This window comes from Microbulbifer variabilis, assembly GCF_056232115.1.
Genome location: NZ_CP174325.1, coordinates 4,520,128 through 4,544,904, shown reverse-complemented (window position 1 = coordinate 4,544,904; position 24,777 = coordinate 4,520,128). Strand labels below are relative to the sequence as shown.

At 46.6% G+C, this 24,777-nt stretch carries 34 protein-coding genes; all 34 read left to right on the top strand.

Annotation, left to right across the window (positions count from 1 at the left end):
- The 34 genes from ACJJI7_RS20405 to ACJJI7_RS20240 all read left to right on the top strand — a co-directional run bounded on the left by ACJJI7_RS20405 (window position 1) and on the right by ACJJI7_RS20240 (window position 24,759).
- Window positions 1-396: a hypothetical protein gene (locus ACJJI7_RS20405; RefSeq protein WP_444901350.1), complete on the top strand. Its 396-nt coding sequence runs from the start codon at window positions 1-3 to the stop codon at window positions 394-396.
- Window positions 397-398: 2 nt separating this feature from the next.
- A complete protein-coding gene (locus tag ACJJI7_RS20400; protein WP_444901351.1) occupies window positions 399-5,930 on the top strand; it encodes a hypothetical protein in 5,532 nt (1,843 codons plus the stop codon).
- A gap of 15 nt (window positions 5,931-5,945) precedes the next feature.
- On the top strand, window positions 5,946-6,329 hold the full coding sequence (locus tag ACJJI7_RS20395) for a hypothetical protein (protein ID WP_353377257.1): 384 nt from the start codon (window positions 5,946-5,948) through the stop codon (window positions 6,327-6,329).
- Window positions 6,330-7,225: 896 nt separating this feature from the next.
- Window positions 7,226-7,897 (top strand): DUF6368 family protein, encoded by a 672-nt coding sequence (locus ACJJI7_RS20390; protein WP_444901352.1) that lies wholly within the window; start codon window positions 7,226-7,228, stop codon window positions 7,895-7,897.
- Window positions 7,898-7,971: 74 nt separating this feature from the next.
- Window positions 7,972-8,241 (top strand): hypothetical protein, encoded by a 270-nt coding sequence (locus ACJJI7_RS20385; protein WP_444901353.1) that lies wholly within the window; start codon window positions 7,972-7,974, stop codon window positions 8,239-8,241.
- Window positions 8,242-8,333: 92 nt separating this feature from the next.
- A complete protein-coding gene (locus tag ACJJI7_RS20380; protein WP_444901354.1) occupies window positions 8,334-8,717 on the top strand; it encodes a hypothetical protein in 384 nt (127 codons plus the stop codon).
- 165 nt (window positions 8,718-8,882) lie between these two features.
- A complete protein-coding gene (locus ACJJI7_RS20375) occupies window positions 8,883-9,173 on the top strand; it encodes a hypothetical protein (RefSeq protein ID WP_444901355.1) in 291 nt (96 codons plus the stop codon).
- Between the two features lie 115 nt (window positions 9,174-9,288).
- On the top strand, window positions 9,289-9,654 hold the full coding sequence (locus ACJJI7_RS20370; RefSeq protein WP_282953173.1) for a hypothetical protein: 366 nt from the start codon (window positions 9,289-9,291) through the stop codon (window positions 9,652-9,654).
- Window positions 9,614-10,207, top strand: a complete 594-nt coding sequence (locus ACJJI7_RS20365; protein ID WP_444901356.1) for a Rap1a/Tai family immunity protein — start codon at window positions 9,614-9,616, stop codon at window positions 10,205-10,207. The genes ACJJI7_RS20370 and ACJJI7_RS20365 overlap by 41 nt, the downstream gene beginning before the upstream one ends.
- Window positions 10,208-10,289: 82 nt before the next feature.
- Window positions 10,290-10,472: a hypothetical protein gene (locus tag ACJJI7_RS20360; RefSeq protein ID WP_444901357.1), complete on the top strand. Its 183-nt coding sequence runs from the start codon at window positions 10,290-10,292 to the stop codon at window positions 10,470-10,472.
- Window positions 10,473-10,627: 155 nt separating this feature from the next.
- Window positions 10,628-10,927 carry a hypothetical protein gene (locus ACJJI7_RS20355; RefSeq protein ID WP_444901358.1) on the top strand — a complete coding sequence of 100 codons (300 nt, stop codon included), beginning with the start codon at window positions 10,628-10,630 and terminating at the stop codon, window positions 10,925-10,927.
- A gap of 91 nt (window positions 10,928-11,018) precedes the next feature.
- Entirely contained in the window at window positions 11,019-11,468 is a 450-nt protein-coding gene (locus tag ACJJI7_RS20350) for a hypothetical protein (protein WP_444901359.1), read from the top strand.
- Between the two features lie 105 nt (window positions 11,469-11,573).
- Window positions 11,574-11,858, top strand: coding sequence for a hypothetical protein (locus ACJJI7_RS20345; RefSeq protein WP_444901360.1), 285 nt, complete (start codon window positions 11,574-11,576; stop codon window positions 11,856-11,858).
- Between the two features lie 32 nt (window positions 11,859-11,890).
- Window positions 11,891-12,448 carry a hypothetical protein gene (locus ACJJI7_RS20340; RefSeq protein WP_444901361.1) on the top strand — a complete coding sequence of 186 codons (558 nt, stop codon included), beginning with the start codon at window positions 11,891-11,893 and terminating at the stop codon, window positions 12,446-12,448.
- 1,132 nt (window positions 12,449-13,580) lie between these two features.
- Window positions 13,581-14,081, top strand: a complete 501-nt coding sequence (locus tag ACJJI7_RS20335; RefSeq protein ID WP_353376749.1) for a hypothetical protein — start codon at window positions 13,581-13,583, stop codon at window positions 14,079-14,081.
- A 136-nt stretch (window positions 14,082-14,217) separates the two neighbouring features.
- Complete coding sequence (locus ACJJI7_RS20330; protein ID WP_444901362.1) at window positions 14,218-14,406, top strand: hypothetical protein; 189 nt, start codon at window positions 14,218-14,220, stop codon at window positions 14,404-14,406.
- Between the two features lie 461 nt (window positions 14,407-14,867).
- Window positions 14,868-15,173 (top strand): hypothetical protein, encoded by a 306-nt coding sequence (locus ACJJI7_RS20325; protein WP_020411189.1) that lies wholly within the window; start codon window positions 14,868-14,870, stop codon window positions 15,171-15,173.
- 94 nt (window positions 15,174-15,267) lie between these two features.
- Entirely contained in the window at window positions 15,268-15,714 is a 447-nt protein-coding gene (locus ACJJI7_RS20320; RefSeq protein WP_282953152.1) for a hypothetical protein, read from the top strand.
- A gap of 20 nt (window positions 15,715-15,734) precedes the next feature.
- Entirely contained in the window at window positions 15,735-15,965 is a 231-nt protein-coding gene (locus tag ACJJI7_RS20315; RefSeq protein WP_020411191.1) for a hypothetical protein, read from the top strand.
- A gap of 99 nt (window positions 15,966-16,064) precedes the next feature.
- Window positions 16,065-16,493, top strand: a complete 429-nt coding sequence (locus ACJJI7_RS20310; RefSeq protein ID WP_282953153.1) for a hypothetical protein — start codon at window positions 16,065-16,067, stop codon at window positions 16,491-16,493.
- A gap of 156 nt (window positions 16,494-16,649) precedes the next feature.
- Window positions 16,650-17,129 (top strand): hypothetical protein, encoded by a 480-nt coding sequence (locus ACJJI7_RS20305; protein WP_444901363.1) that lies wholly within the window; start codon window positions 16,650-16,652, stop codon window positions 17,127-17,129.
- 61 nt (window positions 17,130-17,190) lie between these two features.
- On the top strand, window positions 17,191-17,457 hold the full coding sequence (locus tag ACJJI7_RS20300; RefSeq protein WP_020411194.1) for a hypothetical protein: 267 nt from the start codon (window positions 17,191-17,193) through the stop codon (window positions 17,455-17,457).
- A 106-nt stretch (window positions 17,458-17,563) separates the two neighbouring features.
- Complete coding sequence (locus ACJJI7_RS20295) at window positions 17,564-17,926, top strand: hypothetical protein (RefSeq protein ID WP_020411195.1); 363 nt, start codon at window positions 17,564-17,566, stop codon at window positions 17,924-17,926.
- 94 nt (window positions 17,927-18,020) lie between these two features.
- On the top strand, window positions 18,021-18,578 hold the full coding sequence (locus ACJJI7_RS20290; protein ID WP_282953155.1) for an alpha-ketoglutarate-dependent dioxygenase AlkB: 558 nt from the start codon (window positions 18,021-18,023) through the stop codon (window positions 18,576-18,578).
- 79 nt (window positions 18,579-18,657) lie between these two features.
- On the top strand, window positions 18,658-19,128 hold the full coding sequence (locus tag ACJJI7_RS20285; RefSeq protein ID WP_020411197.1) for an SMI1/KNR4 family protein: 471 nt from the start codon (window positions 18,658-18,660) through the stop codon (window positions 19,126-19,128).
- Between the two features lie 96 nt (window positions 19,129-19,224).
- Complete coding sequence (locus tag ACJJI7_RS20280) at window positions 19,225-19,824, top strand: DUF6630 family protein (RefSeq protein ID WP_169337086.1); 600 nt, start codon at window positions 19,225-19,227, stop codon at window positions 19,822-19,824.
- Between the two features lie 137 nt (window positions 19,825-19,961).
- Window positions 19,962-20,399 (top strand): DUF695 domain-containing protein, encoded by a 438-nt coding sequence (locus ACJJI7_RS20275; RefSeq protein ID WP_444901364.1) that lies wholly within the window; start codon window positions 19,962-19,964, stop codon window positions 20,397-20,399.
- Window positions 20,400-20,527: 128 nt separating this feature from the next.
- The gene (locus ACJJI7_RS20270) at window positions 20,528-20,935 is read left to right on the top strand and encodes a hypothetical protein (RefSeq protein ID WP_282953157.1); all 408 of its coding nucleotides are present in this window, start codon (window positions 20,528-20,530) and stop codon (window positions 20,933-20,935) included.
- Window positions 20,936-21,023: 88 nt separating this feature from the next.
- A complete protein-coding gene (locus ACJJI7_RS20265) occupies window positions 21,024-21,398 on the top strand; it encodes a hypothetical protein (RefSeq protein ID WP_282953158.1) in 375 nt (124 codons plus the stop codon).
- A 106-nt stretch (window positions 21,399-21,504) separates the two neighbouring features.
- Entirely contained in the window at window positions 21,505-21,774 is a 270-nt protein-coding gene (locus ACJJI7_RS20260; protein ID WP_282953159.1) for a hypothetical protein, read from the top strand.
- Window positions 21,775-22,111: 337 nt separating this feature from the next.
- Window positions 22,112-22,591: a hypothetical protein gene (locus ACJJI7_RS20255; protein WP_282953160.1), complete on the top strand. Its 480-nt coding sequence runs from the start codon at window positions 22,112-22,114 to the stop codon at window positions 22,589-22,591.
- Window positions 22,592-22,698: 107 nt separating this feature from the next.
- A complete protein-coding gene (locus tag ACJJI7_RS20250) occupies window positions 22,699-22,995 on the top strand; it encodes a hypothetical protein (protein WP_282953161.1) in 297 nt (98 codons plus the stop codon).
- A 636-nt stretch (window positions 22,996-23,631) separates the two neighbouring features.
- The gene (locus tag ACJJI7_RS20245) at window positions 23,632-24,360 is read left to right on the top strand and encodes a hypothetical protein (protein WP_282953162.1); all 729 of its coding nucleotides are present in this window, start codon (window positions 23,632-23,634) and stop codon (window positions 24,358-24,360) included.
- Between the two features lie 15 nt (window positions 24,361-24,375).
- Window positions 24,376-24,759 (top strand): hypothetical protein, encoded by a 384-nt coding sequence (locus tag ACJJI7_RS20240; protein WP_282953163.1) that lies wholly within the window; start codon window positions 24,376-24,378, stop codon window positions 24,757-24,759.
- The last annotated feature ends 18 nt before the right edge of the window (window positions 24,760-24,777 follow it).

The following is a 24,777-nucleotide window of genomic DNA, read 5'->3' as shown; positions in this document are numbered from 1 at the left end:
ATGTTAATTCAATACACTCCAACACGTTCTATTGTCGGTGACGGCAGTGATTTTCAGATTGAAGCCAAGCTAAAACGCTATGACTGCAGTGACCGCCCCGAAGGTAAAGAGCACAAAGCGCTCAGTGGCAAAACGGAATACACAGTTTACCGCCTTGAGGAAGAGTACCTTTGTCAGACGGTACCGCTAATACTGACCTATACAGATTTGGCCCGTTGGCGAGAGTTTAAAAGAAGCTGTGCTTTCGGTGAGTTTTTCACCTTCGATGCCTATGGCACGGCTGCTGCTGCCGATTTTCCGCAACAAGTGCAACTCAAATATAAATCCTTCAAAGAGCAGCGCCAGAAAGATGGCCGCTTTATTTTCTCTTTCACTACCGTCCAAGTCATAGCTTAATCATGCGCAACAACTCAGAAACTTTTGACCTGTACAACCGGGGGGCTCAGCGTGAGCTGCGTTTGGTAATAGAAATCGGCTACGACCTGCCGCTTTACATTACCAGCCACAACGATATTCCCGGCCTGCCTTTAAATGCGATTCTGGGCACCTTAAAAAAGTGCAGTGCAACCAGCCAGAAACTCATTCCTGAGCAGGGCCTAGCGCAGATCGGCGCTATCTCGTTTGAGGTGGTAGATATCGGTGGCCAGCTGTCCTATGTGCTGCGCGATGAGCTGGAGCAGGGCAACGGCATCAAAGGCCGTACGGTGCGGCTGTATCAGGGTTTTGCCGGGCTCGACTGGGCGGATTTTCGCCTGGAGCAAACCCAGATTGCCGAGGAGTCTATTTCCTACGCTGAGGGCGTTTACCGGGTGCGCTGCCGGGATATCCAGCGAGAGATGCGCCGCGATATTTTTGTGCCCAACAGCACGCGCCTGGCCGCCAATTTTGCCAAAGCGGATACCACCCTGCAGGTATTCGATACCAGCAGCTTTGAAGCGAATCCGCACACTATCGCCTATGGCGATGCCTCTGGCCAGAACGTGTATTACCTGAAAATTAAATATCAGGATGGCTTTGAAATTGTGCGCGCAAGTGGCAAAACCGGTAGCAGCTTTACCAACTGCGCCAGGGGTTTGTTCGGCACCTTTGCTCGCGACCATGAGTTACCCGAAGACAGCGACGACGAAAGCGGCGTAGAAGTTGAGGAATTTATCTACTTAGAAGGCCCAGGCCCGCAGCTGGCCTATGCACTGTTGACCGGCATTGTATTGGGCACCAATAACGTATTGCCGAGTAATTGGCACTTGGGCATAGATCCTGCCTTTGTGGTGCTGGATGAATTCCAAAACATCGGCGCCGACTGGTACAAGCCCAGTGACAACAGCAAAGGCAAGATCCTGCGCTTTGATGGCCTGGAGAAAACCGATGGCAAGAAGTTTATCGAGACCGAGATCAATTTATTGCTCGGTGCTTTTATGCCGGTTAATGCAGCTGGCCAGCTGGGCTTTCGTCGCATGGCTGGGGTACTGGCTGAATCCGGCACTGTGGCCACCATTGGCCCCGATGACGTAAAGAGCCTGGGTGAACTCAAATACAACCTGGCCGGGGTGCGCAATATCTTCTCAGTGCAGTGGAGTTGGTTTGAGCAGCCCGGATTCGACGGCAAATTCTTGCGCTCTAATAATTTGATCGATGCGGATTCTGTTGCCGTGCATGGCGAAGCAAAACAGCACAGTTTAAAGTTTCGCGGTCTGCACAATTCCCGTCACACCTATACCACGATTAAAAACACTTTCGATGCCCTGCGCGATCGTTTCGCCGGCCCACCCCTCAGTCTGCGCCTGGGATTACTGCCCAGCAATAACGACCTGGAAGTGGGGGATATTGTACGGGTGAGTCTGCCGCAATTGCGCGATCACTCTATCCGCGGAGACAGGCCCTATGATTTTAATTTTGGTAGTGACAGCGAAGGCTGGATCCCCCGCGATGGCATCACCAGTTCCAGCGTGAGCAATGGCGTCTTTTCGGTAACAGTAAAAGGTGAAAACCCCTGGATCACTCGCAGTTTTGCGCCCACTTTTTTAGGGGCGGATCTGCCTTTTATTAAATTGCGTGTGCGCCGTACCAGCGAAGAACCCATAGCAGCGGGCAGCGGTAGCAAGTTGTTTTTTAAACATACCGAAAGCAGCAGTTATTTTTCGGCTGGCACTGCGGAAATGCTGGACCTGATCGATCGCCTAAATGGGGCCAAAGGAGAGTGGCAGGAATTAGTTCTGAGCCTCTCGAATAATAGCGACTGGGCCGGCAACCAAGTTTCTTTAATTCGTTTCGATATTGGTCACGACCACAGCGCAGATTATAGCTATGACGTGGACTATATTCGCCTGCTGCCAGCGCTGGGCCTCGATGAGTACAGCCTAGACCGCGCTATGGAAGTACAGCGCATCAGTATCGATCAGGTGAGCGGTGCAGTATCCGTAGATCTATTCGGCAGCTACCAGCCCGCGGGCATGATTGCCGATCAGGCCGATAGTACTAGCGCAGAATTACCGGATGCCTGGTACAGCGCTGAAGGTGCGGCCATGACGGCCAGTGGCTTGAGTATCGATGCCAGCGGCTTTTTAACTGCTGACGGTACTTTGGCTGGCAATGGCGATAGCCGCGCAATTTATTATTACCCCGGTGATCTTACGATACCTGCAGGCCGTACCCTTTCTGTGAGTGGCAATATTGAACTGCGTGTGCGTGGAGTTCTGCAGATAGACGGCAGTCTGCGCGGTGTACCCAGCAATTCCTCAGCTGGTTTTCTGGGCTCCTGCTATGGCGGTGCTGGCCAGTTAAAAAATGCTCAAGAGATTGTCAACCGAGGAACAGCCCGAGGGGCTTGGGGGAAAACTGTCAAAGGCCGCAATGAAGTCATGCCGCCCCTCAATATCGAGAATAACGGCGGAGATCTACAAGGGATTCCCGATGATCTAGCCGGTTCTGGTGGCGCTCGCGGTGGTCACTCGTCTTTCTATGCCTTTGATGGCAGTTATGAACCCAGCGGGCGCGGTGGCTTAGGTGGCAAGGGTGGTGCTGGTATTGTTGTAATCGCGCGGGGTATCGCCATTGGTGTCAGCGGCAAAATAGAAAACTCTGGCGAAGATGGCAGCCCCGGTACTACTGGCGATAGCAATGTAATTCAGGTGCCTGGAGGGAGTGGCGGCGGTGGTGCGCCTGGCGGCATAGTGCTGTTGATAGACGGTACACAGAACCCCATGCCAATACTCAGTAACAGCAAAATAATCGCATGTTATGGGGAAAGCCCGGATAGCCCCGGTAATGCCGGGCACGGGAACACCTGTTTGGGCACCAATGCCGCGCGCCTGATGTTTGTGCCCAAGTCACGCATACCCTATACCGATTACGAAGACCCGGCGCTGGATCCAGAAGTACAGGAGGCAATCGACAAGGCCGAAGCCGCTCAGGCGGATGCTGATGCCGCACTGACAGACCTGGATAACATCGCCGCAGATGGTGTTTTACATCAGAACGAAAAGCTCATTGTGATTCGCGAGTACGCACAACTGTTGGCAGAACAGGTGGGTATCGAAGCGCAGGCTGATGGTGCCGGACTCGTAATAGAAAAAGGAAACTACTCCGGCAACCTGGCAGCCCTCACTAGTTACCTGGGTGGGCTGTCTCCAACCTGGAACGATACTGCAGCCAGCACTTCGATAAGCCGCACTATTTGGAATGCCAACTGGGAAGCGGTGTATAGCGCACGCCAGGTTTTACTTAACGCTATCGCCCAACAAGCGCGCGAGGCGGGGATGGTCGGGGCCACGCTGCAGTTTCAGTGGGATGGCCGCCCCGCCGGGCTGCTCTGGCCCACCAATACCAACTATGCCGGGGGTACTAAGTATTCGTTTAATGCCACTGCTGGCCGAGGCTTTATCCATGTATTGGCATACGATGCCGAGGGTGGTCCGCGCGTTGGTTTGAATGGTGCGCAAGTTGGAATTATGAGTGGGCCGAATGAGGGGACCCAATGGTATTCCTTCCCGGTCACCCTGCAGGCCGGTGCCAATGAAATCTCTATCTGGTCCAACGCCGCAGATGGCGGTAGTTACGGCGGTGTCGTGGTTACCCTCGGCGGTAGTGGTGACCCTGAAGCATTGCTTGGTGTTTCTGCAGCGGATGCCAAGGCACAAGCCGCTGCAAATGCCGCTCAAGATGCACAGGCCGATGCCGCGGCTGCTCTGCTGGACCTCAGCAACATAGCCGCAGATGGCAAACTGCACCCCACCGAGAAATTAACCGCGGTACGTGAATACAACCAGATCCTGGCAGAGCAGGGCGATATCGAAGGGCAGGCCAATAGCTACGGGATCACCACTGAGAAAACCAACTACAGCGGTGCGATAACAGCACTCACCAGTTATCTCAACGGCGCAGGTCTGGGCAATACCTCAACAGTCACCAGCATCGATCGCAGCACCTGGAAAGCCAAATGGCAGGCGGTCTACAGCACACGACAAAAAGTGCTGATTAAGATTGATCAGATTGCTGGATCCCGCGCAGACTGGGAAGAAATTTATGGGACCAATAAACCTGAGGACGGCGCCACAGTCGGCGCTACCGTACAGGAGCGCGCGCAGATCCGTTCCATGCGGAATACCTTTTTGGAGGATTTTTCTGATAGTAATTATTCCCAGTACTGGACCAACTTTTCCGGCGGATACCAGAATTTCTATACCAGCGGTTACCTAAAAGTTGGTGGTGGCGCGGCTCGCCTGACTAATCATGTATCGATGTACCACGCAGAAAAAATACCCTTTGATCCCAGTAAGCTGTACCGGATAGAGACGCGGGTTTATGTGAATACCGCAGGTGATGCGGATCGCGCCATGTTTGCGGGTTTGGCTGGTTATGATGGTACTGGCAAGCTCTGCAATGCTAGCGGTGCTGAAACTTTTAGTGGTCAGCATTACATTCTTGCTTCCAGCTTAAACATAGTGGGGCAGAGTTGGCAGACGCTGGTGGCCTATGTCAAAGGCAATGCTAGTGGTAACGCTGAGTACAATGGCGCTAGAGGGGCAAACCATATTGGCAACCCGGCCAAAATGCATGCGAACGTCCGTTTTATCACTCCGATTTTTTATTGTAATTATCCGGGTAAAACGGGGGATGCCTTAATCGATTATATAAAAATCGATGTGGTGGAAGTGCAGGACCAGCGCAATCTGCCGATGATTCAATCTGGTATTGCCAGCCTGCCTACCAGTTCCGCGCTGTCCGGCTCAGATGATGGCAGTACCGCAAAAATCACAATTGCCGCGCACTCGGTGCAGTTTGGTTTCGGCATTGTTAATTACAACAGTGGCAGCATTACTGGGCTGTCTTTCAACACTAGGTACTACGTCTATTGCGATGATCCCGGCACTCAGGGCGGTGCGGTTACCTATTACGCAACCACGAACATTTCCCAACTGGCTGCTAATACCTGGCGCCGAGGTGTTGGCACCATTACAACTCCGAGCAATGGCGGCGGTACTACGTTCCCTAGAGATCCCTGGTGCGTTGCTGCAGGCACTTGGCTGCGCGAAGGTTTACTTGCGGAAAACTGCGAAAGCGGAGACCTGATCGACTGCTGGGATACCGGCGACGAGGAAACCCATCTAAGCCCCATTATTGGCGGGGTAGGTGCAGAGCCAGAAATACCCTGCGTATTGCTCACCACAACAAGCGGTGCCCAGGTAATTTGCAGCCGTGAAACCCCAGTAACCGACCGTGTAAGCCGTGTCTATGAGGCGCAGCACTGCCAGGGGGTTGAGCTGGGTGTACTGCATAAAGAACAGCCGCTCACCTGGGAAGCTGTCGAGCGGGTCGAATGTGCCGGCTTGCACACCGTGTACAAAATATCTGCAGGTGGTAAGAGCTACGCTGCCGGCGAAAATCCATTACACCGCATCATCACCCACAACGGCGTACATAAATCTGATTAAGCAAAGGAACCCTCAATGCCCAGCTTTTCCCCAATAACCGTACCGAACCTGGAAGCCTGGCAGTTCGCCTATACCATCGATGACGGCCACAGTGCCGGAACTATTGTACGCGCAACGGTAACCCAGACCACAGAGCCCACTAATAGCGATGCTCAGGCTGCTGCAGTACTTAAATGTACGATTGCCGTAATCGACAACCAAAACACAGTACAAACTGATGGTGCCGGCGATCTAATGTCCAGTGTTTATGTCACCACCAAAACTCTGCAGACCGATGCAGGCCAGCCGGTAAACGTTGCTGATCACGCTGCTGATTTAGTAGCGAATTGTATTGTTGAGGTGGCCAACCGCTTAGCTGTGCATAGTTCTATTGCGGCTATGGCGATACCGAGTGGGTGATACTGGCTGTGGTTTTCAGTAGTGGAGAGGGCGTGCCGCCGGTGCGAAAGCTCGAATTATAGAGCCATGGCTGACATCTACAAAAAGTCCCCCCTAACTTATTGATTTAATTATGGGTAAAATGTGTTCAAGAGCGGGAAGTTGAACCAGACGACTTGAGCCAATGGCTCACTATCTCTGGTTGTTATTTAGACAATAGTTTATAACCTGCTGTAAATAAAGGCTTTTCTGTGGAGCTTGGAAGCTCCCTCCCAGAAAAAGTGGCCAAATGGATAGTGAGCCACTGGCCCATTAATAAACTGTTATACGCATATCGAGTTATGGAAGTAAGCGAGTATTATCGAAAAGCTAAAGAGATAGCTGAGAGTCCCGAGCTGCACGACACTGGTGAGGCGAGGGAAGTTCAGCAGGCTCTCGATTACGAACGTTTAGATGATCATCCGTCATGCTGGGTTCCAAATGTTCAAGCGGCTCTATTAGCATGTTTTAGTTCAAGGCCAAAGCTTTCTGCATCTAAAGCAGCTCTAGAGCTCTATATACAAGGCTCTATCATGGAAAGTAACGCAGAGAGGAACACGGTAGTAAAAGTAGGTTTTACGTGCCTAGTTTTGGGTTTCATAATCGGGTGGGTAGTGTGGTCGTAACTACGTATAACAAATACAAGCAGGTTGCTATGGGCCTTTGGCCCTTCGCGGGACGGCCTACTCTACGCTCCAGCCGCCCCTGCTGTAGTCGTTAAGCAAAGAAATAGAAAAGCATGAGAAAGTCATCACCTGAAGCATTATTAGCTATTACTACGATAATATTACTTACCGTCATTCCAATTTTAGTGGGCTGGGTTCTAGTGAAAGTCTATAGGGTATTTCGACCTTTCCCTAAGCAGGAACTCTCTGGGCTTGCAAGTATTGGAGTCCAAGAAAAGGATAGCTTTTTCAAGTTTGTTCTCGTTGGCTGGATTGTATGCGGGCCAATCTACTATTGGGCATACAGTTCCGGTGTTCTTGGCTAGCGCCGAGCTTAACGAGCGCCGGCATAATCGCGCACTGTATGCGCTGGACTCGCAACAAGTTGATCGCCTGTGCGGCGGGCGTTATGAAAAAAGGACTATGGCCGGACCAACTGTAGGAATACTATTAAAAGAAAAGTTGGGCGATGACGCCAAGAGAGAGATCTTGGCTTTCATTCAATCTGTTTCTAGTGAAATTCGAGGAAACGATTTTTGGGTTTATGGCAGTTCGTTTGGGTATGAGTTTGGCCCAGATTATCCCGAAGAGATCGAGGAATATGCCGGGGTAAGCAATTTATTGGGTTGGCTTCCTAAAGATATAATTGGTCTATATGCGATGTGTAATGGAGATAGAGACCATCAATCTCTCGGAGAGGTGACGCTTGGTCTTGCCGAGATTGTAAATGGTAGTATTGCATTCTGTCATGTACTTAGCAGATACACATCTGATCCAGAAATATTGGAACATCCTGGGGTTGTTGAATATGAGCATGAGTCAATAATTAGCCCTGAGCTGTTTGAACAATGGTTAAAACATCCAGATTTTCGTATGGTGAAGTAATGCATAACAAAATGCTGCTAGGGACAAACCTACGCTGCGCTCCGGTTTGCCCCAGAGCATGGCGTTAGGTTTAGATGATGAATGTTAAAAGTGTTGCTGATATAGAAGGGCCGTGGGTAGAGCCAGAGTTAAACTCTGGGTTAATCCAGCGATGTAGAGATAATTGGTCGAAGCCAGTTTCTCAAGTTTCGAATCATGTTCTTGCAACATTCATCCGCCAAAAATTTGCACTAGCTATTGTGCTTCCGGAGGCAGAAAACCGTCTTAGACGTGGTTATGTAGATGGCACAGAGCTATACGACGAAGAGCTGGAAGTAGCCATAAATGAACTACCAAAAACCTAACGAGGCGGTTAATTTCGTTCGCTCCGCTCACTGGGACAGCTTACACGCCGCTTCGCTCTGTTCCAGTTGCCCATTACCGAGGCGTTAGGAGCTTGATCATCCGAATAGCACTTTATTTAATTATCATTTTTCAATTGAGTGCATGTAGTGCTTGGAATGATTGGCGCATGGAGCGCTCTATAGAAAAAATGAGGAGCGAGGCCAGGGCGAAAATAGATAGCGAAGCTTGCGTATCCTCTGGTGGAAAAGTTGAAGGTATAGGAATTTTTGGTATACCTTCTTGTGTCGCTTATTACATCGATGGTGGTAAAAGCTGCACGGATAATTCTCAATGCCAAGGGCTATGTTTCACACCCAACACCCATGAAATCGGAACTGCGATTCTGGGGTTGTGTCAGTCGAGTGAGCATGATTCCTTTGGTTGTATCAGCACCATCGAAAACGGTGTTGTTAGCGAGGCATTTTGCCAAGATTGAGCAGGCTCCTAACAAAGCCAGGCAATGAAGCTCCGGGCCAGCGGCCCTCCGCGGGACAGCTTACCTTTTACGCAGGTCGCTACGCTCCCATTTTTGCGCAAAATTCGCACAAGGTAAGCTGCCCCTGCTGGCGGCGTTAGAAGTCTTAAACACGTAGAGCTAAAAATGTATTCGAAAAAAGTGATTCTATTAGCGGCAAAAGCTGCGTTTTTAAGCATCGCGTGGCCGGTTGTGGTGATTGGTGTGCTCTCGCTCTTTGCTGTGAGTGAAATGTCACTATTTGAAAAATCAGTCTTCCTGCTCGGATTTCAAGTATTAGCTTGGTTATTGTTCTTTGGTGCATGCATACTATTTCATCGCCGTAGAATGCGAGATTCGGCGTTCAAAGATTCTTTTCTTTCAAAAGGAGATAAAGAACGCGGCCAAGAGCTGGGTACATATTTGGAGGGGTGGTAGTGTACCCAACTTCTAACAATCACAGGCAGTTTGCGCCGGCCCCTGACGGGGCCTCCGCGGGACGGTCTACGCTACGCTTCGGCCGCCCCTGCTGTGGGCGTTAAGTGTAAAATCCATGAGTAGACATCAAGGAAAGCAAGAAGAGCGAGAATTTGAGGGAGAGAAACTTCCCTCAGAATTCAAGCTGTCTCGCTCTAAAATAATGTATATCGAAGATAAGTCGGGCGGCCTAGAAGGTGAGGCTCGTATTGGTCGTGTTTACTTATCAAAGTCAGGAAAAACGCTTTACTATCGAGGAATGAAATTTCAAAGCCTTAAAGGTAGTGGCTTTAAAGCAAATTACTTCGAGGTCGAGTCTGGTGACCACTATTGGATATCCGGGCCCCGTAAAGATAAAAATGACCGTCTGTATGGCGGTAACAGTGGTGTGGAAATAGACAATGATGTCCATGAAGAGTACAGGCAGTACATCAACACTTAACAAGGTGCGGCAGACCGGCGTCTTACTTTGTGTATTTTTTGCCCAGTCGCTACGCTCCTATTTTCGCGCAAAAAATGCACAAAGTAAGCCGCCGCTGCGCACGGCGTTCTGTGCGATTGAGAGTTCTGATATGAGATTTAAGAATGTATTTTTAGCTTTGGTACTTGTTTTAACGTCTCATAGCTCAATTGCTGCTGGTAACTTCGATACTTTAGTCAACGGATGTAAGGCTTACAGCTCGATTTATTTATTGAAGTCTAGGGTTCCAAATGAGGCAGATTTGATTGGTGTAGGATTTTGTTTCGGCTTTATCTCAGGCATCGTGGAAGGAGTAGATTTTTTTGATGGTAACTCTGACAATCCTCTGACCTGTCTTCCTGAGCAAGATATTTCAAATAAAGAGATGGTTAGTGTGGTTGTCGAATACATCAACAATAATCCTGAAACTGTTACTAGGTATCGTGAAAGTGGTGTCGCAGGTGTTGCTGATTTAGTCCGAAAAGCTTTTTACACTAAGTACCCATGTGCAAGTAGCACAGAACAAGGCAATTAACTCAGACCTCCGCTGCTGTGCAGCTCCGGCCGGTTATTGCGAGCGTTATGTGCTCCTAAAAAATTAGAGAGGGAAATATTCAATGAACGTGATATTTAGGGTAGTACTCATTGTCGCTTGCTTCTTTGCAGCAATAGCTTGCTATGTCTTCGGTGTTCCCGTAGGAGGCATATTCTTTGTCATTCTCGGGGTAACTTTCGAGGGCCTATTCTGGGCAGGAATATTTGGAAAAAAGAAGAAAGTATCAAACCCGGAATCAAAATAGATAACGCCAGACCGATGCAAAGATCTTTAGCGTCAACACTATAAACTGAAAATAGGTAGCTCCAATGGAAAGCCAAGCACATAACCAGGCCCAGCAAAAGGACGCGCTGAAAAGCGCCCGCCTTTGTGGGCAGCGTTAACTGCTAAGGAGAGTTGATGGACTTCGGCAAGATCGTCAAAGATACTGAAGGAATCGATCTTGATCTGTGGAGCGAGGTTATTTCTAAACATGAACTTCTTGAGCAAGCCCCGGATAGAAAGGGAGTCAATCCATTTACTCATGAAGAAGTAATATTTTCTGGTGTAGGGGTGGCATTCTACTGCGAGGGTGGTGAGAAAGTTGGCAATATCTGTTTTCAAGAAGGAGCATTGCTAACTACGGGAGTACCTATGTCCGTCTGTTCTGAGCTAGCCAAAATATTCAATGCGGTTGCATCTGAGGATGATCGCAGTTAACAAGCCGCAGCAATCGCTCCCGTTGGTCGCTGGGACAGCCAAAACGCTGTGCTTATTTGTCTGCCCCTACGCGGGGCGTTAGGTGACTAAAGTGCGGAATGTAATCATAGTTCTAGCATTAATCATGACTGGATGTGTAACAATGCCCCATTACAGTAATCTGACCCCTGAAATGACAGGAGAGGTAAAGGAGAATGGAGTACCAGCAAATAATCTGCCAATTCATGTCATATCAGGGAATGATTCGGATCACTGTGAGGGTAAAAGTGCCGAAACAACTACAAATGCTCAAGGAGAATTTTACCTAGCGCCGCTTCAGCAATTTAATTTCACTTCTGTGATTATGGCTCATAGTTTCTTTCCATGGTCTGTTTGTGCAAAAAAGGATGATACATGGTTTCTTTTAGCAAAAGGGGAGTCATACGCACTTGTTGATAGTGGTCCTATGCAAAAATATCAAATAACTTGTAACAAAATACAGCCAGCAACTGAGTGTAAAGTCAATGAAGTTCTTCTCCAGAAAGCGTCATCTAACAAGTGACTATGGTTGCTCCATTTCCGTTGCTTTTAATTTGTACTTAAATGGTAAAAATCAAAAGCAACTACAATTCGCCGGTTGGCACGACGTTATGTGTAAGAGGATTTTATGGCACTTTTCGTATTGGGCATTCTATCGGTGATAGTATTTTCCCCGTTAGTATTGCCTTGGGGTAAAAAACTACTGATTTATTCAGCTGCCGTATGGTTTTTATTGTGGCTTATGTTTTTCTTGCAAGCGGAGCGCGAAAGTAATCCGGCTTATGATTCAGGTATAGTAGGTGATAGTGCTGCGTTAGGTATTTCAATCTTGGTCTTTGCTATCGTAGTATTCGTACGTAGCTTAACTCATGTTGTCATGTATAAAGTTAAGGCTAATCGTAATCACACATAATAAGTGCGGGCACGATCGCAAATACTGCGTATTTGCTGGACCTCCGCCGCTTTGCAGCTCCGACTCGTGCTGCGGTCGGAGGTTTAATTGGTGGGATAGCCTATGCGGCTACTTCTGATAACTTTTCCTGGGGAGAGTTAGCCGGTAATGTTGCAACCGGCGCAGTAGTTGGCGGATTGACCGCAGCAGTGCCGGGTTATATTGCTACCAATGCTCTGAGTTTTGGAGGACGGGTTGGAAACTTTAGTGCAAGCGTTGGGACTGCCACAGCCGCTGGTGCGGCTGGCGATGCTGCCAACCAGTATATGGCGGGGGGCGAGATTGATAGTGGCAAAGCTTTACTAGCTGGGGTTGCAAATGCAGCCGGTATGGTAGGGGGGCAAGTTGTACAGCCATTTGCGAAAGCGACAACTACGGTAACGCTCCCTGCTAAAGAGGGTTTCTCGGTTAACAGTTTATCGGGGAAAACCTTTCAAACGGGAGCGGCCCCTGCAATCGATGTTCCAAGTCCTGGCGCTCAGCAAATTTTACAAGATTCCGCAGGCGGAACAGCTACCGCTTTAATTAATGAAAAAATGAATTCGAATTGAAGTGATCTTATGGATGCATTGAGAGTTTTTTTTGCATTTTTCCTAGTGCTTTTTGCATGCGCTATTTATAGGCAATTTTCGCTTGGAAAGGTGGAGTCTTACTACGGCGATGCGTTTAGCCCAAGCAGGAAAGGTGATCCTGTAGCGTACTGGGTTATTATTTTTATTCAGGTTGGTTTTTTGCTGTTCGGAATTTGGGCTGTTCTTCCGTAATTGTAAGAAAGGGTCCGGGAAACGTAAAAGAAAATCTAGGACACCTAAAGATTATAAAGAAGTGCTAGCGGTAATACAGGTGTTCTCACTGTCGGCTATTTTTCTTGACTCGATACTGAGGCGGAATAAAAGCATTAAGAATTCAGCCTAGGATTTGAAAACTGTGGCTTTAGGTACAAACTGGGAGGAATGATGGTAGCGAGGGTGCTGAATTAGCAGGGTGTTGCAGGAAGGTAGAGCCGGCAGTCGCTTATGCCGTGTACCCAGCGTTTATCGAGCTGAGAGCAGGCTTTCCGCACAGCTTCTGCGGATCCCACCAAGCTTTTAAATCGACTTTCAAAGTTGCGATTTAGATAGAGGCAAAGCTTTCTAGCATACTCAGCAGTTCGCGGATATGGGGCACTTTCATCAATTGCCCTCGCTTTTGTGGATTGATCTGGCGGCCGCAGTGGGTGCCTGGTCAAATATACAGTTTCTTCATGTGCGAAAATCTGACTGGTCTATCAATTATAGGGGAAAAACTTACTGTTAATATAGATAGCGATTTACACAAGAAATTCGATAACTGTATAATTTTATTAAGTTTTTTGATGTGATTGTGGCTCCTGAGGTCGCGGGTTCGATCCCCGTCGGCCACCCCAGATTTTTCCTTGTTTATCAAGGACTTAAAACCTCGCCTAGTGCGGGGTTTTTTCGTTTTGGGCCTTTGAGGGGTAATTCGAGGGGGTAATTTTTACCACAATCGATTTTTCCCGCTTCCCGGATTGGATATTTATCCAGTGCTTTTGGTACTCAGAAGTGGTTCTTTCAGGCGTCAATATTCTTAGTTACGATGAGTTTTCTGTAGAGAGAAAAATGCCGCCAATGTTTGATGTGGAAGCCTAGGCCGCTGTTCAAATTTTCTGCGATGGGTTTCTGAATGAAAGACAAAGAAATATATGCTGAAATAGGGCAGTTACTATTTAATGAGGCTCCTGATGTTTTCGGGGAGGTTCATGTTCTGTTTGGGAGATTTGTAGATACTTTTTTGATTTCTGCATGGACCGGAAGGTTTAGAAAGGGGAAAGGCTTCACATTTTCTCCCGGCACGCCTTTGAAACTCGCCGGGCTTGTAAAAGATTTAAAGGCGTTCTACCTGGAAAATGAAATGGGGGATTGGAACGTTATGCATTATGTTTTGATACCTTCTTCAGGCAAATATGATCTTGAATTTGACTACTGCAAAGAGCTGGAGAATGATGAGATAGATTTCTCGGACTATGCAAGAAGGCTCGATAGGGCTTCAAGAATTCACCAAAAGTGTCATTGGAAATTATCCGCTCCCAGTAAGATTTTTTATCTGCTACCCGTTGGCGTGTCCCTTTTACTCTTAATTATCGCCTTGTTGAGTGAAATAACTTTATCTACGGTGTGGTTGTAGCGCCATATCATGTAGTGAGTTTTATATCCGCTGAATTTCTGCTTATCGCCTTCGAAATCTGAGATGCGTTTTATCTTTAAATCGTGAAATCGAAATCGGTTCAAAGGATGTCAGCTGTGGCGGTGGTTTTTTATTCATGACTCCAAGTGCTATTGAAACCATCGCAGGAGACGCATTGCCCGGCTCTGCCACGGATGAGGTAATCGACAACGGCCACAGCACCGACACTATTGTGCATACAGCGATAACGCAGGCCACCGAGCTCACCATTAGCAATGCCCAAGCAGCTGCAGTACTTAAAATACTCGATTGCCTTAATCGATGATCAAAACAACGTACGGACTGATGCAGGCCAGTCGGTGAGCGTCGCCAATCACGCGGCCGATTTAGTGGCAAGCTATATAGTTGAAGTGGTAAACCTTCTACCTGTGCAAAGTTCGATTACGGCGATGGCCGTACCTAGTGGGTATTACTAGCTAGTGTTTTCAGTAGCGGAGAGGGCATATCGCTGGTGCGAAGGCCCGAATTATAGAGCCATGGCTTACATCCGCAGAAAGATCCCCTCTAACTTACTGATTTAATTGGAGGTAAAATGTGTTCAAGGGCGGGAGGTTGAACAAGGCGACATGAGCCAATGGCTCACTATCTATGGTTACTATTTAAACAAAAATTTATAACCCGCTGTAAATAAAGGCTTTTTTTCGGAGCTTGGAGGTCCCATCCTGGTAATAGTGGCCAAATGGATAGTGAGCCACAGGCTCTTTAATAAACTGTTATGTGTAAACGATGAAGAAAGTATATCTCTACGGTTTTAACGGTACTTACTCGGGAGAATCGAAATACAACTGGAGTCCTCCCGAGAAAGGAGATAGTCACGACTGTCTTCTTTTTCTTCGGCAAACCGAAGACGCAGTTAATTTCGAGGCCGCCACACTCGAAATTGCTAACTTCGGCTTTGTGGGTGTCAGCGATCTAAAAGGTAACAGCCTAAAAGTCGAGGCTTTAAATTCTGATCTTCATAGAGGGTTTAGGGGTTTTTACGAAAGTGCTCTTCACGATGGTAGCTGCCTTGTATTCTACCCAAACACATAACAAGCCGCAGCAATCGCTCCCGTTGGTCGCTGGGACAACTAAAACGCTGTGCTTATTTGTCTGCCCCTGTGCGGGGCGTTATGAGCTTTAAACTATGAAGCACATTCTTATAATTCTAGCTTTAATGTCATCCTTGGCTGCTGCAAGTGGAGGGCCTAAAGAGGTTTCTCTGACACCAGAGCTAGCCGCGAAACTAGGTTTTCATATAAGCGTGAAGCCAGAAGACCCAGCAATAATGTTTGAGCTTAAAGGCCCAAAAGAAAGTCCTTCTGGTTGTCCAGCATCTAGAAGTGGCACCTTTCTACTTGGTAAAAATAGTGAGGAGTTGCTGCTTCATATAACAGAGCTACCTGCATCAAAATCAGAGCCAGAAGCAATTGGTTACTTTACAGATAGCAAGCACACAATGGGTGTCTTTATCGACTATCTCTGTAAAGGCGAAAAGGTTTTAAAGAGTGTGCGTTACACCGTGCAATCAACCAGCGACTGGCTCATAACAAGTAAAGGCACTGGACGCAGCAAAACTGCGCCTGTGCTTTAGGCGTTATAAGTAATAGAAAAATGGAACCTGAAGAACTGAAAAGGAGGTTAGATGTTGTTGCAGCGACTTGCATGCAGCTATCTAGGGAGTTGCAGTCTATCGATGCACAGTTAAGTCTGAATATGGACCGAACGGCGATTCGGGAAATAATTGGCAATCTCCATTGGGCGGCCGAGAATACTACTGTGGTTGGACTCCACCAAGTCGGAGAGGCGCTAGAAGATAATATGGGTACCGGTCTGAATGATTGAAATTATTTATAACAAGCGCCGGCACAAATGCGTGCTTCGCGCTGTGGACTCGCAACAAGTTGCTCACCTGTGCGGCGGGCGTTAAGTGCCTATAGAGATATGAGCAAATCAATAGTAATACTTGGTGCCGTGACGGTATTTCTAGTTTTGGCATTCAGTGTTGTCAACATTCAGCAAGGCGGCAGAAATCTTGATCAGATTCTAATGGAAGTATCTGCTTCTGCTGAAATGGATGCTCAAAAAGAGATGGAGTTAGGGCAGTTTGATTTTCTGGCTGAAGCTTATGGCTTTGGCGATGGCGGTAGAAGAGTTCCGGGTATAGGATTTGAAAAATACAATAAATGTCTAAAGCAAGTGGCCTCACTAAGGATTTACCTTCGTTCGGGTGATGTCACATGGGAAAAAACAGAGTTAGAAAATCTTAAAGAGCTCACCGAAGTGCCAAAGTCCACCCACACTTATGCCGCCTCGTTCAATCTGAGGAAGTTCAAGTGGCTTACGGAAAGTGGGGTGATTCAATGCACTTAACAATCACAGGCAGTGAAGCTCCGGCCCTTCGGGCCTACGCGGGACGTCTTACTTTATACACGTTTTGCGCGGTCGCTTCGCTCCCAGTTTCGCGTAAAACGTGTATAAAGTAAGCCGCCCTTGCTGTGGGCGTTATGAGTTTTCCACTGGAAAGTAATGATACAAGAAATTGAACTTACATTTAGTTTAGGTGAGTATGGATGGAGCGATTTCCGTATCTGGACCAAAGAAGAACATATAGAGATTGGAATGACGCACATCTTTAACAATCCTCTCGAAGAAATGTTCTCTGCTTTTACAGAACTACTTAAGGGTATTAAATCTACATATATAATGTGGCTCGATGAGCCAGGTGCCTATCGCTGGGAAATAACTCGTGACGAAGAACAGCATCACATCCTTGATATTAGCATCACCGAAACAGCATCGATGAGCGAATGGAAGGAATCAGATAGGGTAATATCTGAAATCGAGTTTACCGTGAAGCAGCAACAGCTTATGGCCTGCATCTACGGAGAGGCTATTAAGCTTCGTGAACTCATGAAAATGAAGACTTACAAAATAGATCGAAACGAACAATATCCAGCGAGAGCGCTCAATGAGTTTTTACAGGCTTATGAAGCGAGGTACTCATAACAAGGCAATGCAGCGGACTGCTGCGCAGTCTCGCTGATTGCGGCGTTAAGTGTCAAATCATATGGAATACTTGAATAAAGATGATATTTTCGAACTAATAGACTCCTTGAGTAGTGATGTTGTTAGCTTTGATAGAGTGCGTCCACATAATAAAGGTGAAATTAGAAAATCAGCCTCAATGGATAGAAGAGAGCTTAAAGAGTTTATCGCTGAGGCTATTGAAGAGGAGCATCAACCTGGTGGTGATATTGAAATATTTATTCCATCAATCAATAAAATTTTAGTTGGGCAACATGACGGGGTTTATTGGCTTGAAAGCAACACTTAACAAGTTGCTGAAGTGCACTCCAGCCGCAAAAGGCGCGGCTTCCGCGAGACAGCCAAACCTTTGGTTTGTCTGCCCCTTAGCAAAGCGTTATGTTTAAGGAGTACTAATGAAGTTATTGATTATTGTCTCTATTGTTTTTGCTCTTACAGGTTGTGTAATGGGGGCACCCAAGCTGACTCCAGATCAAGCAGCAAGAGTGGATCAAATAGAGATTCTTAAGGAAGGCCAAGTTCCTGATAAAGAATATACCACCATAGATGATATTAGCGCTGCTGACTGTTCAGGTGCTCCTTATGGAGGTCGAGTTTGGGGTGACGCAGAAAAAGCAATTGAAACTCTAAAGGCAAAAGCTGCATCGTTAGATGCTGATGCGATCATAAACACAAGTTGTTCTGCGGCCCCATTCGTTAATAACTGCTGGGCTGCAAAGCTTTGTTCGGGTCAAGCAGTAAAGTGGTCAAAAACATAACAAATCGCAGCACAATCGCCACTTCGTGGCTGGACAGTCAAGCCTACGGTTTGTCTGCCTGTGTGCTAAGCGTTATACATTTTACGAAAATAATATGATTCACGGTTTAACACACATAGAAGAGTTTATCTCCAAAGAAGAAGAGCAATTTCTACTAGATTCTTTGGATAATGAAGTATGGCTTACGAGTTTAAAGCGACGAGTGCAGCACTATGGATATCGATACGACTATAAGGCTAGGTTCGTTGATAGCTCTCTTTATCTCGGGGCACTCCCTGAGTGGTCTGCCAAAATTCTATCTCGCTTACATGCCAAAGAGTTTATTTCAGAAACCTTTGACCAGCTTATCGTCAATGAATACGAGCCAGGTCAAGGAATATCAGCACATATTGATTGTGTGCCATGTTTCAAGGAAACAATTGTTTCTCTAAGTATTGGATCACAAGCAGAAATGGTATTTGGCAATAAACAGGTCGAGAAGCAAACCATTTTGTTAAATCCAAGATCGGTAGTAATACTCCAAAAAGATGCTCGGTATAAATGGACGCACAGTATTCCAAATAGAAAAAGTGACTTAATAAACGGGCAGAGAGTTCAAAGGTCGCGCAGAGTTTCTTTGACGTTTAGACAAGTAATCAAAAAAAATGTATAACAAGGCACTCAAGTTGATGCCAAAAGATCCGCTTTTAGCACAACTTAGTGCGGCGTTATGATTTTAAAAGAAATGAACAATGATTAAGAAAATTTTCGAGCAACTAGATTCTTCCTTTAAAGAAAATTTCAAGGATGTTTTTGATTCTCTTCAGCCGGGAGCATCCGAAGAAGATCTAAAAGAGCTTCAAGAGAAATGCTTCAAAGGTAAAGATTTGCCACCTGATTTGGAACTTCTTTACAAATGGCACAATGGCCAAACTGGATATGGCTCACTGAATCAAAATGATAATCGGACATTTCTACCGATTGACGAAGTTATTGATGCATGGGAATTTTTAAATGGTTCTATGACAGATATACAGGGGCCAATGTCAAAATCCTGGATTCCAATTGCTTACAATGGTGGTGGAGACTACTTGGTCTATGAATCAGAAGGCGAAAATGCCGGAATGGTAATTGCTTACTGGCACGACGATGACAGTCGTAAAATAGAGTATCGTGGGCTTCAAGAATGGCTCACAGCAGCATTAGAGGCATCAAGATCATAACAAGCGCATGTTGTACGCCGCTATCGCGGCCGGACGGCTTACGCTACGCTCCAGCCGCCGCAAAAACGAACGTTACATTTACAAAGAGGTACAACCTTGAAACTACTCCTAATCATTTGCTTATGCTTAGCATCTTTTGCTGTCTATGCCAGCATGAAGAAGACTGACAAACCAACACACCCATTAAGTAGGTTGGTATCATTAGTTTCTAAGTCTAGTGAGAAGGCAAGTAACGATATAAATCTGTATTTAAATTCACCTGAATCTTTCCTTGAGGAATATGAGTTCGAACTCAGAGAAAGAGACATCGAATCAGTAGATGACATGTCTGATTCCGTCATTGTGGTAGAAATTTTAATGAAAAATAAATTTCTTATATACGTAGATGGCGCTCATGAACCAGATGATGCATTGTTACAATTAAACACCCTTTCTAAGGAAAAGCTACAGACAGCAGACTCATACAATGAAATCATGGATTTCTATAGATCAAGTAACTATGGTATTGCAACTTTCTTACAGGATGGTGAATGGCCCTCTTTGTTTAAATGTGCTAACGAAGCAGGTTTTAAGCTTCTTGCTATTGATGAAGATTCTGATTCCTTGCCATTAATCCTTGTGCCAATTGAGAAATCCGAAGAACTTCTGAATGTGTTTAAAGAGGCAAAGCTTAAAACCTATTTTTCAAGTAAATAAATGTAACAAGGCCAAGCAGCATCGCCCCTCCGGGGCTGGACCTCGCTACGCTCGGCCGCTGCTGGCGGTGTTATATTCCCTAGAGAGGGTCGCAGAAGTTGAAAATCTTTAGCACATTTTTAATATGGTTGATATTTATGTCTAGTGCAGTTGCTGAAAATATATATTTCACTGCAACCGGTGAGCAAGAAGGGAAGCCTGTTATTTACAGGAATATGCAAAGTGTCCCTAAGGGGGAAAAGGAAACAGATTTCCCTACTTTGATAAACATATATTGGCCATTTGAAAAGAAAGAAAATAATGGCATGCCTGATCGAAATACGAACAAAAAACAAATCGTCTTTGAAGATGCAATAGCACCCTTAGACGTAAATGGTGTGTCACATTTAATGATGGTTGTTACTGGCAATGGACGCAAAGAATGGATTTGGTACGTTAGAGACTCCGATGAATGGATGGAAAAACTTAACGAACTTTTAGTGGGACACGACGTATATCCGATACAAATTGAAATAGAAAATGATCCTGAATGGTCTACCTACCATAACTTTGTTTCTGACGTTAAAGTAAAATAACAAGTTGCTGTACGCGGACACATACTGCTACGTTCGTTTTTGTGTCTGTCGCTGCGCTCCATTTTTACACAAAAACGTTCCCAGCAGTATGTGCCGGTGAGCAAAGCGTTACACGGTAAGGAGAATTAGTGCTTAATCGAAAGTTAGTTGTAGTATTTTTTGTATTAATGCCATGCCTAGTGCTTGTTTTTTTGCCGATATACTCTGTTGTGAGTGGGTACTTGAATCCAAGTTTAGAGCACGTAGAGAGAGCAAGAAATTACCTTCCAAACTCTAAACTGTTTCAGATCGGATTTGGTTCTGGCAGCTACTCCTGTATCAATGGAGAATGTGATTACAGTAATACCTATGATCAGAAACAATTTATAAGTGTTTCTAGCGCCAGTAAAATTGTTACAATTCGCAGGTCATATGAAGGTGAATGGACAGAATCTGTGGAAGAAACCAATCTAAAGTTAGGGCTTTCACTTTTAGCTATTTATACGCTAGCAATATTTGGTTTGGGATTTTCACTAAGAGAGCTAAGGCGTGTGTAACAAGCCGCAGCAATCGCTCCCGCTGGTCGCTGGGACAGCCAAAGTGCTGCGCTTATTTGTCTGCCCCTGTGCGGGGCGTTAACTGCCCATGTACTCGGAAATCGCAGAAGCATTTCAGTTATCTGAGAACAGCGCCATCTCGGAAGACTATATCTGCTCCCACCCCGACCCGATGAGTGATATATCAGACTTAGAGCCGCTCCAATACATGCCCTCTTACATGGCCTGGTGTGTCCAGAATAGAGACATAGATGGTAACCTCATATGTATGTACACCATCAATGCGCTCGCGGAGTTCGGGCGCTGCAAGAGCCCTGAATTGCCACATTTAGCTTTCAAGTTTCGTTGCAGTCACGAGCAAAAACAGACCGTGATTGGCTTTCTCAAATGGAGTCTTGCCAATTTACCACTAGAGGACAAGGAGCAAATAGGCCGTGCCATTAAGCAATGGTCAGGCAGTTAACAAGTCAAGGCTGCAAGGGCGCTTCGCGCCGGGACGCGCTACCGCGCGCCCCAGCTTGAAGCGTTGTGCATCTTAGAGAATTCAAGTGAATACATCAGAGATACAAGTGAAGAAGAAATTTCCTAAGGAAATCGCAATTGCGTTGGCTATAGTCGGTGTACTAGTTTCACTTACACCAATTGCCATTGTTCAAAATGAGCAAGCAGTTTTACCTGCAATATTTGGCCTTGTAATGAACTTCACTCTTATACCTTCCATTTTCCTATTGTTTGGTATTATCCAGAAGTTACGCGATAGGCAGTTCAATTTGTGGAGTGCGTACTACCTTGGGCTTTTTGTTGCCATAATTTTGGCGGGACGGAAGCTGGTGGTGTAGCGGCCATGCATAACAATGCCGGGCAATTTACTCCGGGCCTTCGGCCCTCCGTGGGACAGCTTATCCTGTGCACGTTTTGCGCAGGTCGCCTCACTCTCATTTTTGCACAAATCGTACGCAGAGTAAGCTGCCCCTGCCGGCGGCGTTATATTTAAAGTGAACCATCATGATATCGAGTAAAGATTTAAGTAGATTAAGTGATATAGATGATTTAAGAAGGTTACTAAAATCGCTAGCGACGCTAGATCTAATTATGTCTCCTGAATGGGAATCTAGATATTACTCGTTTAACTCCAAATGGGATGAACACGAGCAAATGGGTTCCATGAGAAATGGGATGGGTGACGAATTTTTTGTTTGGTTCAACAAGGCTGGATGCTTCATTAAAGGGTTCGATCATGAAAGTGAAATGTCTTCATGGTCTACAGAAGATCAATCACCATGGCCGAATATATATAAGGGAGTTCCAAGTCAGTTAAGCGCTGCGCTAAAAGAGCCCGCTTTTTCAACTGAAAATGTCTCATTTGCTTTTTGGCGCTTGAATAGTGATCCGAGCTGGAGTCGAGGGGATTTCGATCTACCCAAATCCGAAGATCCTGATGGTTCCGAATACTTATTGGAAATACTTGATAGAAAGCCTAGAACTTACCAAGACTTCGCTGAAAAGTACTATGAAGAAGATATTCCTTTGGCACCTATCCGCGATATCTACGCACATGCACCCATTACTGCCAAAACCCTTGAATATTTAAACCCTGATATTACCATCCAAGATATTGCAGAGGAGTTAGCGGAAATTGGCTACCCTGAAAGTTAAATATAACAAGCCAAGCCAGCAGGACTTATTTTGCTGTCGCTTCGCTCCAAATCGCAAAATAAGCCTCTGCTTGGGGCGTTATGTTCTAAATTGGTAATAATTAAGCTATGAAATATAAACCACTATTTGTTTGCATAGTATTCTTGTCAGGATGCGACGGTGCTATCGACAAATTCTTGGACAAGAGCTCAGATACGTTCAATGCATCTTACAAGGAGTCTTTTGTTGAGGCTTGTGTAAAGCCTGAAAATACCGACGAAAAGGGACGAGTATGCTCATGTCTAGCAGATGATTTGATTGATAACCATTCACCTAGAGAGCTTATAGATCAAGAGAGGGTTGAAAAATACATTGAAGAGGTCGCTATTCAAAAATGTATAGGCGAGCGCGAGGTTGAAACATAACAAGGCCGGGCAATTTACTCCGGGCCTTCGGCCCTCCGCGGGACATCTTACCTTGTGCACGTTTTGCGCGGGTCGCTTCGCTCCTATTTTCGCGCAAACCGCGCACAAGGTAAGCTGCCCCTGCTGGCGGCGTTATGTGATAGAGCCATGAAGAGAGAAAAATCGATAATTGTAGCAGTGGTACTTCTACCGCTAATCTTAGTTCTTTTTCTATGTATCAAAAGCTTTGAAAATTGAAATACATTTTCAGCTAATGGTGAGATTCAGAACTCGTACGTTACTTGGGCATCCGAAATTCAGTCGGGGAAATACACAAACGTGCAGATTGCAGAGAAATTTAAATCGCTTGCAGAAGCTGAGAAGAAAATATCAATTGGAGCTGAGTTGATTCAGTCAAGTTACTATTTCTGGAGTTTCGTGTTTGTGGGAATTGCAGTCCTTCAGCTCTTGGTCCTCTTTCGAGCGTTGGGCGCACATAACAATCACGGGCAGTGATGCTCCGGCCCTTCAGGCCTCCGCGGGACGGCTTACCTTATGCACGTTTTACGCAGGTCGCTTTGCTGGGTGGTGCGCCGGCCCCCTCCGGAGCATCACCAGCTTTGTTGTTGAGCGAAGACGACGAGCCTTGGAATCAGGGTGTGCTGGCTTTTAAATAATTCTTTAGATGATGGCAGTACCGCAAAAATCACAATTGCCGCGCATTCGGTGCAGTTTGGTTTCGGCATTGTTAATTACAACAGTGGCAGTATCACTGGTTTGTCCTTCAGCACTAAATATTATGTGTACTGTGATGATCCAGGCACTCAGGGCGGCGCTGTTACCTATTACGCGACCACGAACATTTACCAGCTGGCTGCCAGCACCTGGCGCCGAGGTATAGGCACCATTACAACCCCGAGCAATGGAGGTGGAACCACAGTCCCTAGAGATCCCTGGTGCGTTGCCGCAGGCAGTTGGCTGCGCGAAGGTTTGCTAGCGGACAACTGCGAAAGCGGAGACCTGATCGACTGCTGGGATACCGGCGACGAGGAAACCCATCTAAGCCTCATTACTGGCGCAGTAGATACAGAGTCAGAAATACCCTGTGTATTGCTCACCACAACAAGCGGTGCCCAAGTAATTTGCAGCCGTGAAACCCCTGTCACCGACAGTGCAGGCCAAGTATACGAGGCGCAGCACTGTCAGGACGTTGAGCTGGGTGTACTGCATGAAGAAGAGCCGCTCACCTGGGAGCGTGTCGAGCGGGTCGAATGCGCCGGCCTGCGTACCGTGTACAAGGTCTCTGTTGGTGGCAAGAGCTATGCTGCCGGTATCGATCCCCAGCACCGCATCATCACCCATAACGGCGTACATAAATCTGATTAAGCAAAGGAGTAGATAATGCCCAGCTTTTCCCCGATAACAGTGCCAGGCCTGGAGGCCTGGCAGTTCGCCTACACCATCGACGACGGCCACAGTGCCGGAACTATTGTACGCGCAACGGTAACCCAGACCACGGAGCCTACCAACAACGAAGCTCAGGCTGCTGCAGTACTTAAATGCTCTATTGCCGTAATCGACAACCAAAACACAGTACAAACAGATGGTGCCGGCGATCTAATGTCCAGTGTTTATGTCACCACCAAGACACTGCAGACCGATGCAGGTCAGCCGGTAAACGTTGCTGATCACGCTGCTGATTTAGTAGCGAGTTGTATTGTCGAAGTGGCCAACCGTCTGGCTGTGCATAGCTCTATTGCGGCGATGGCGATTCCGAGCGGATGATTAAAAGTATTGTTTTAC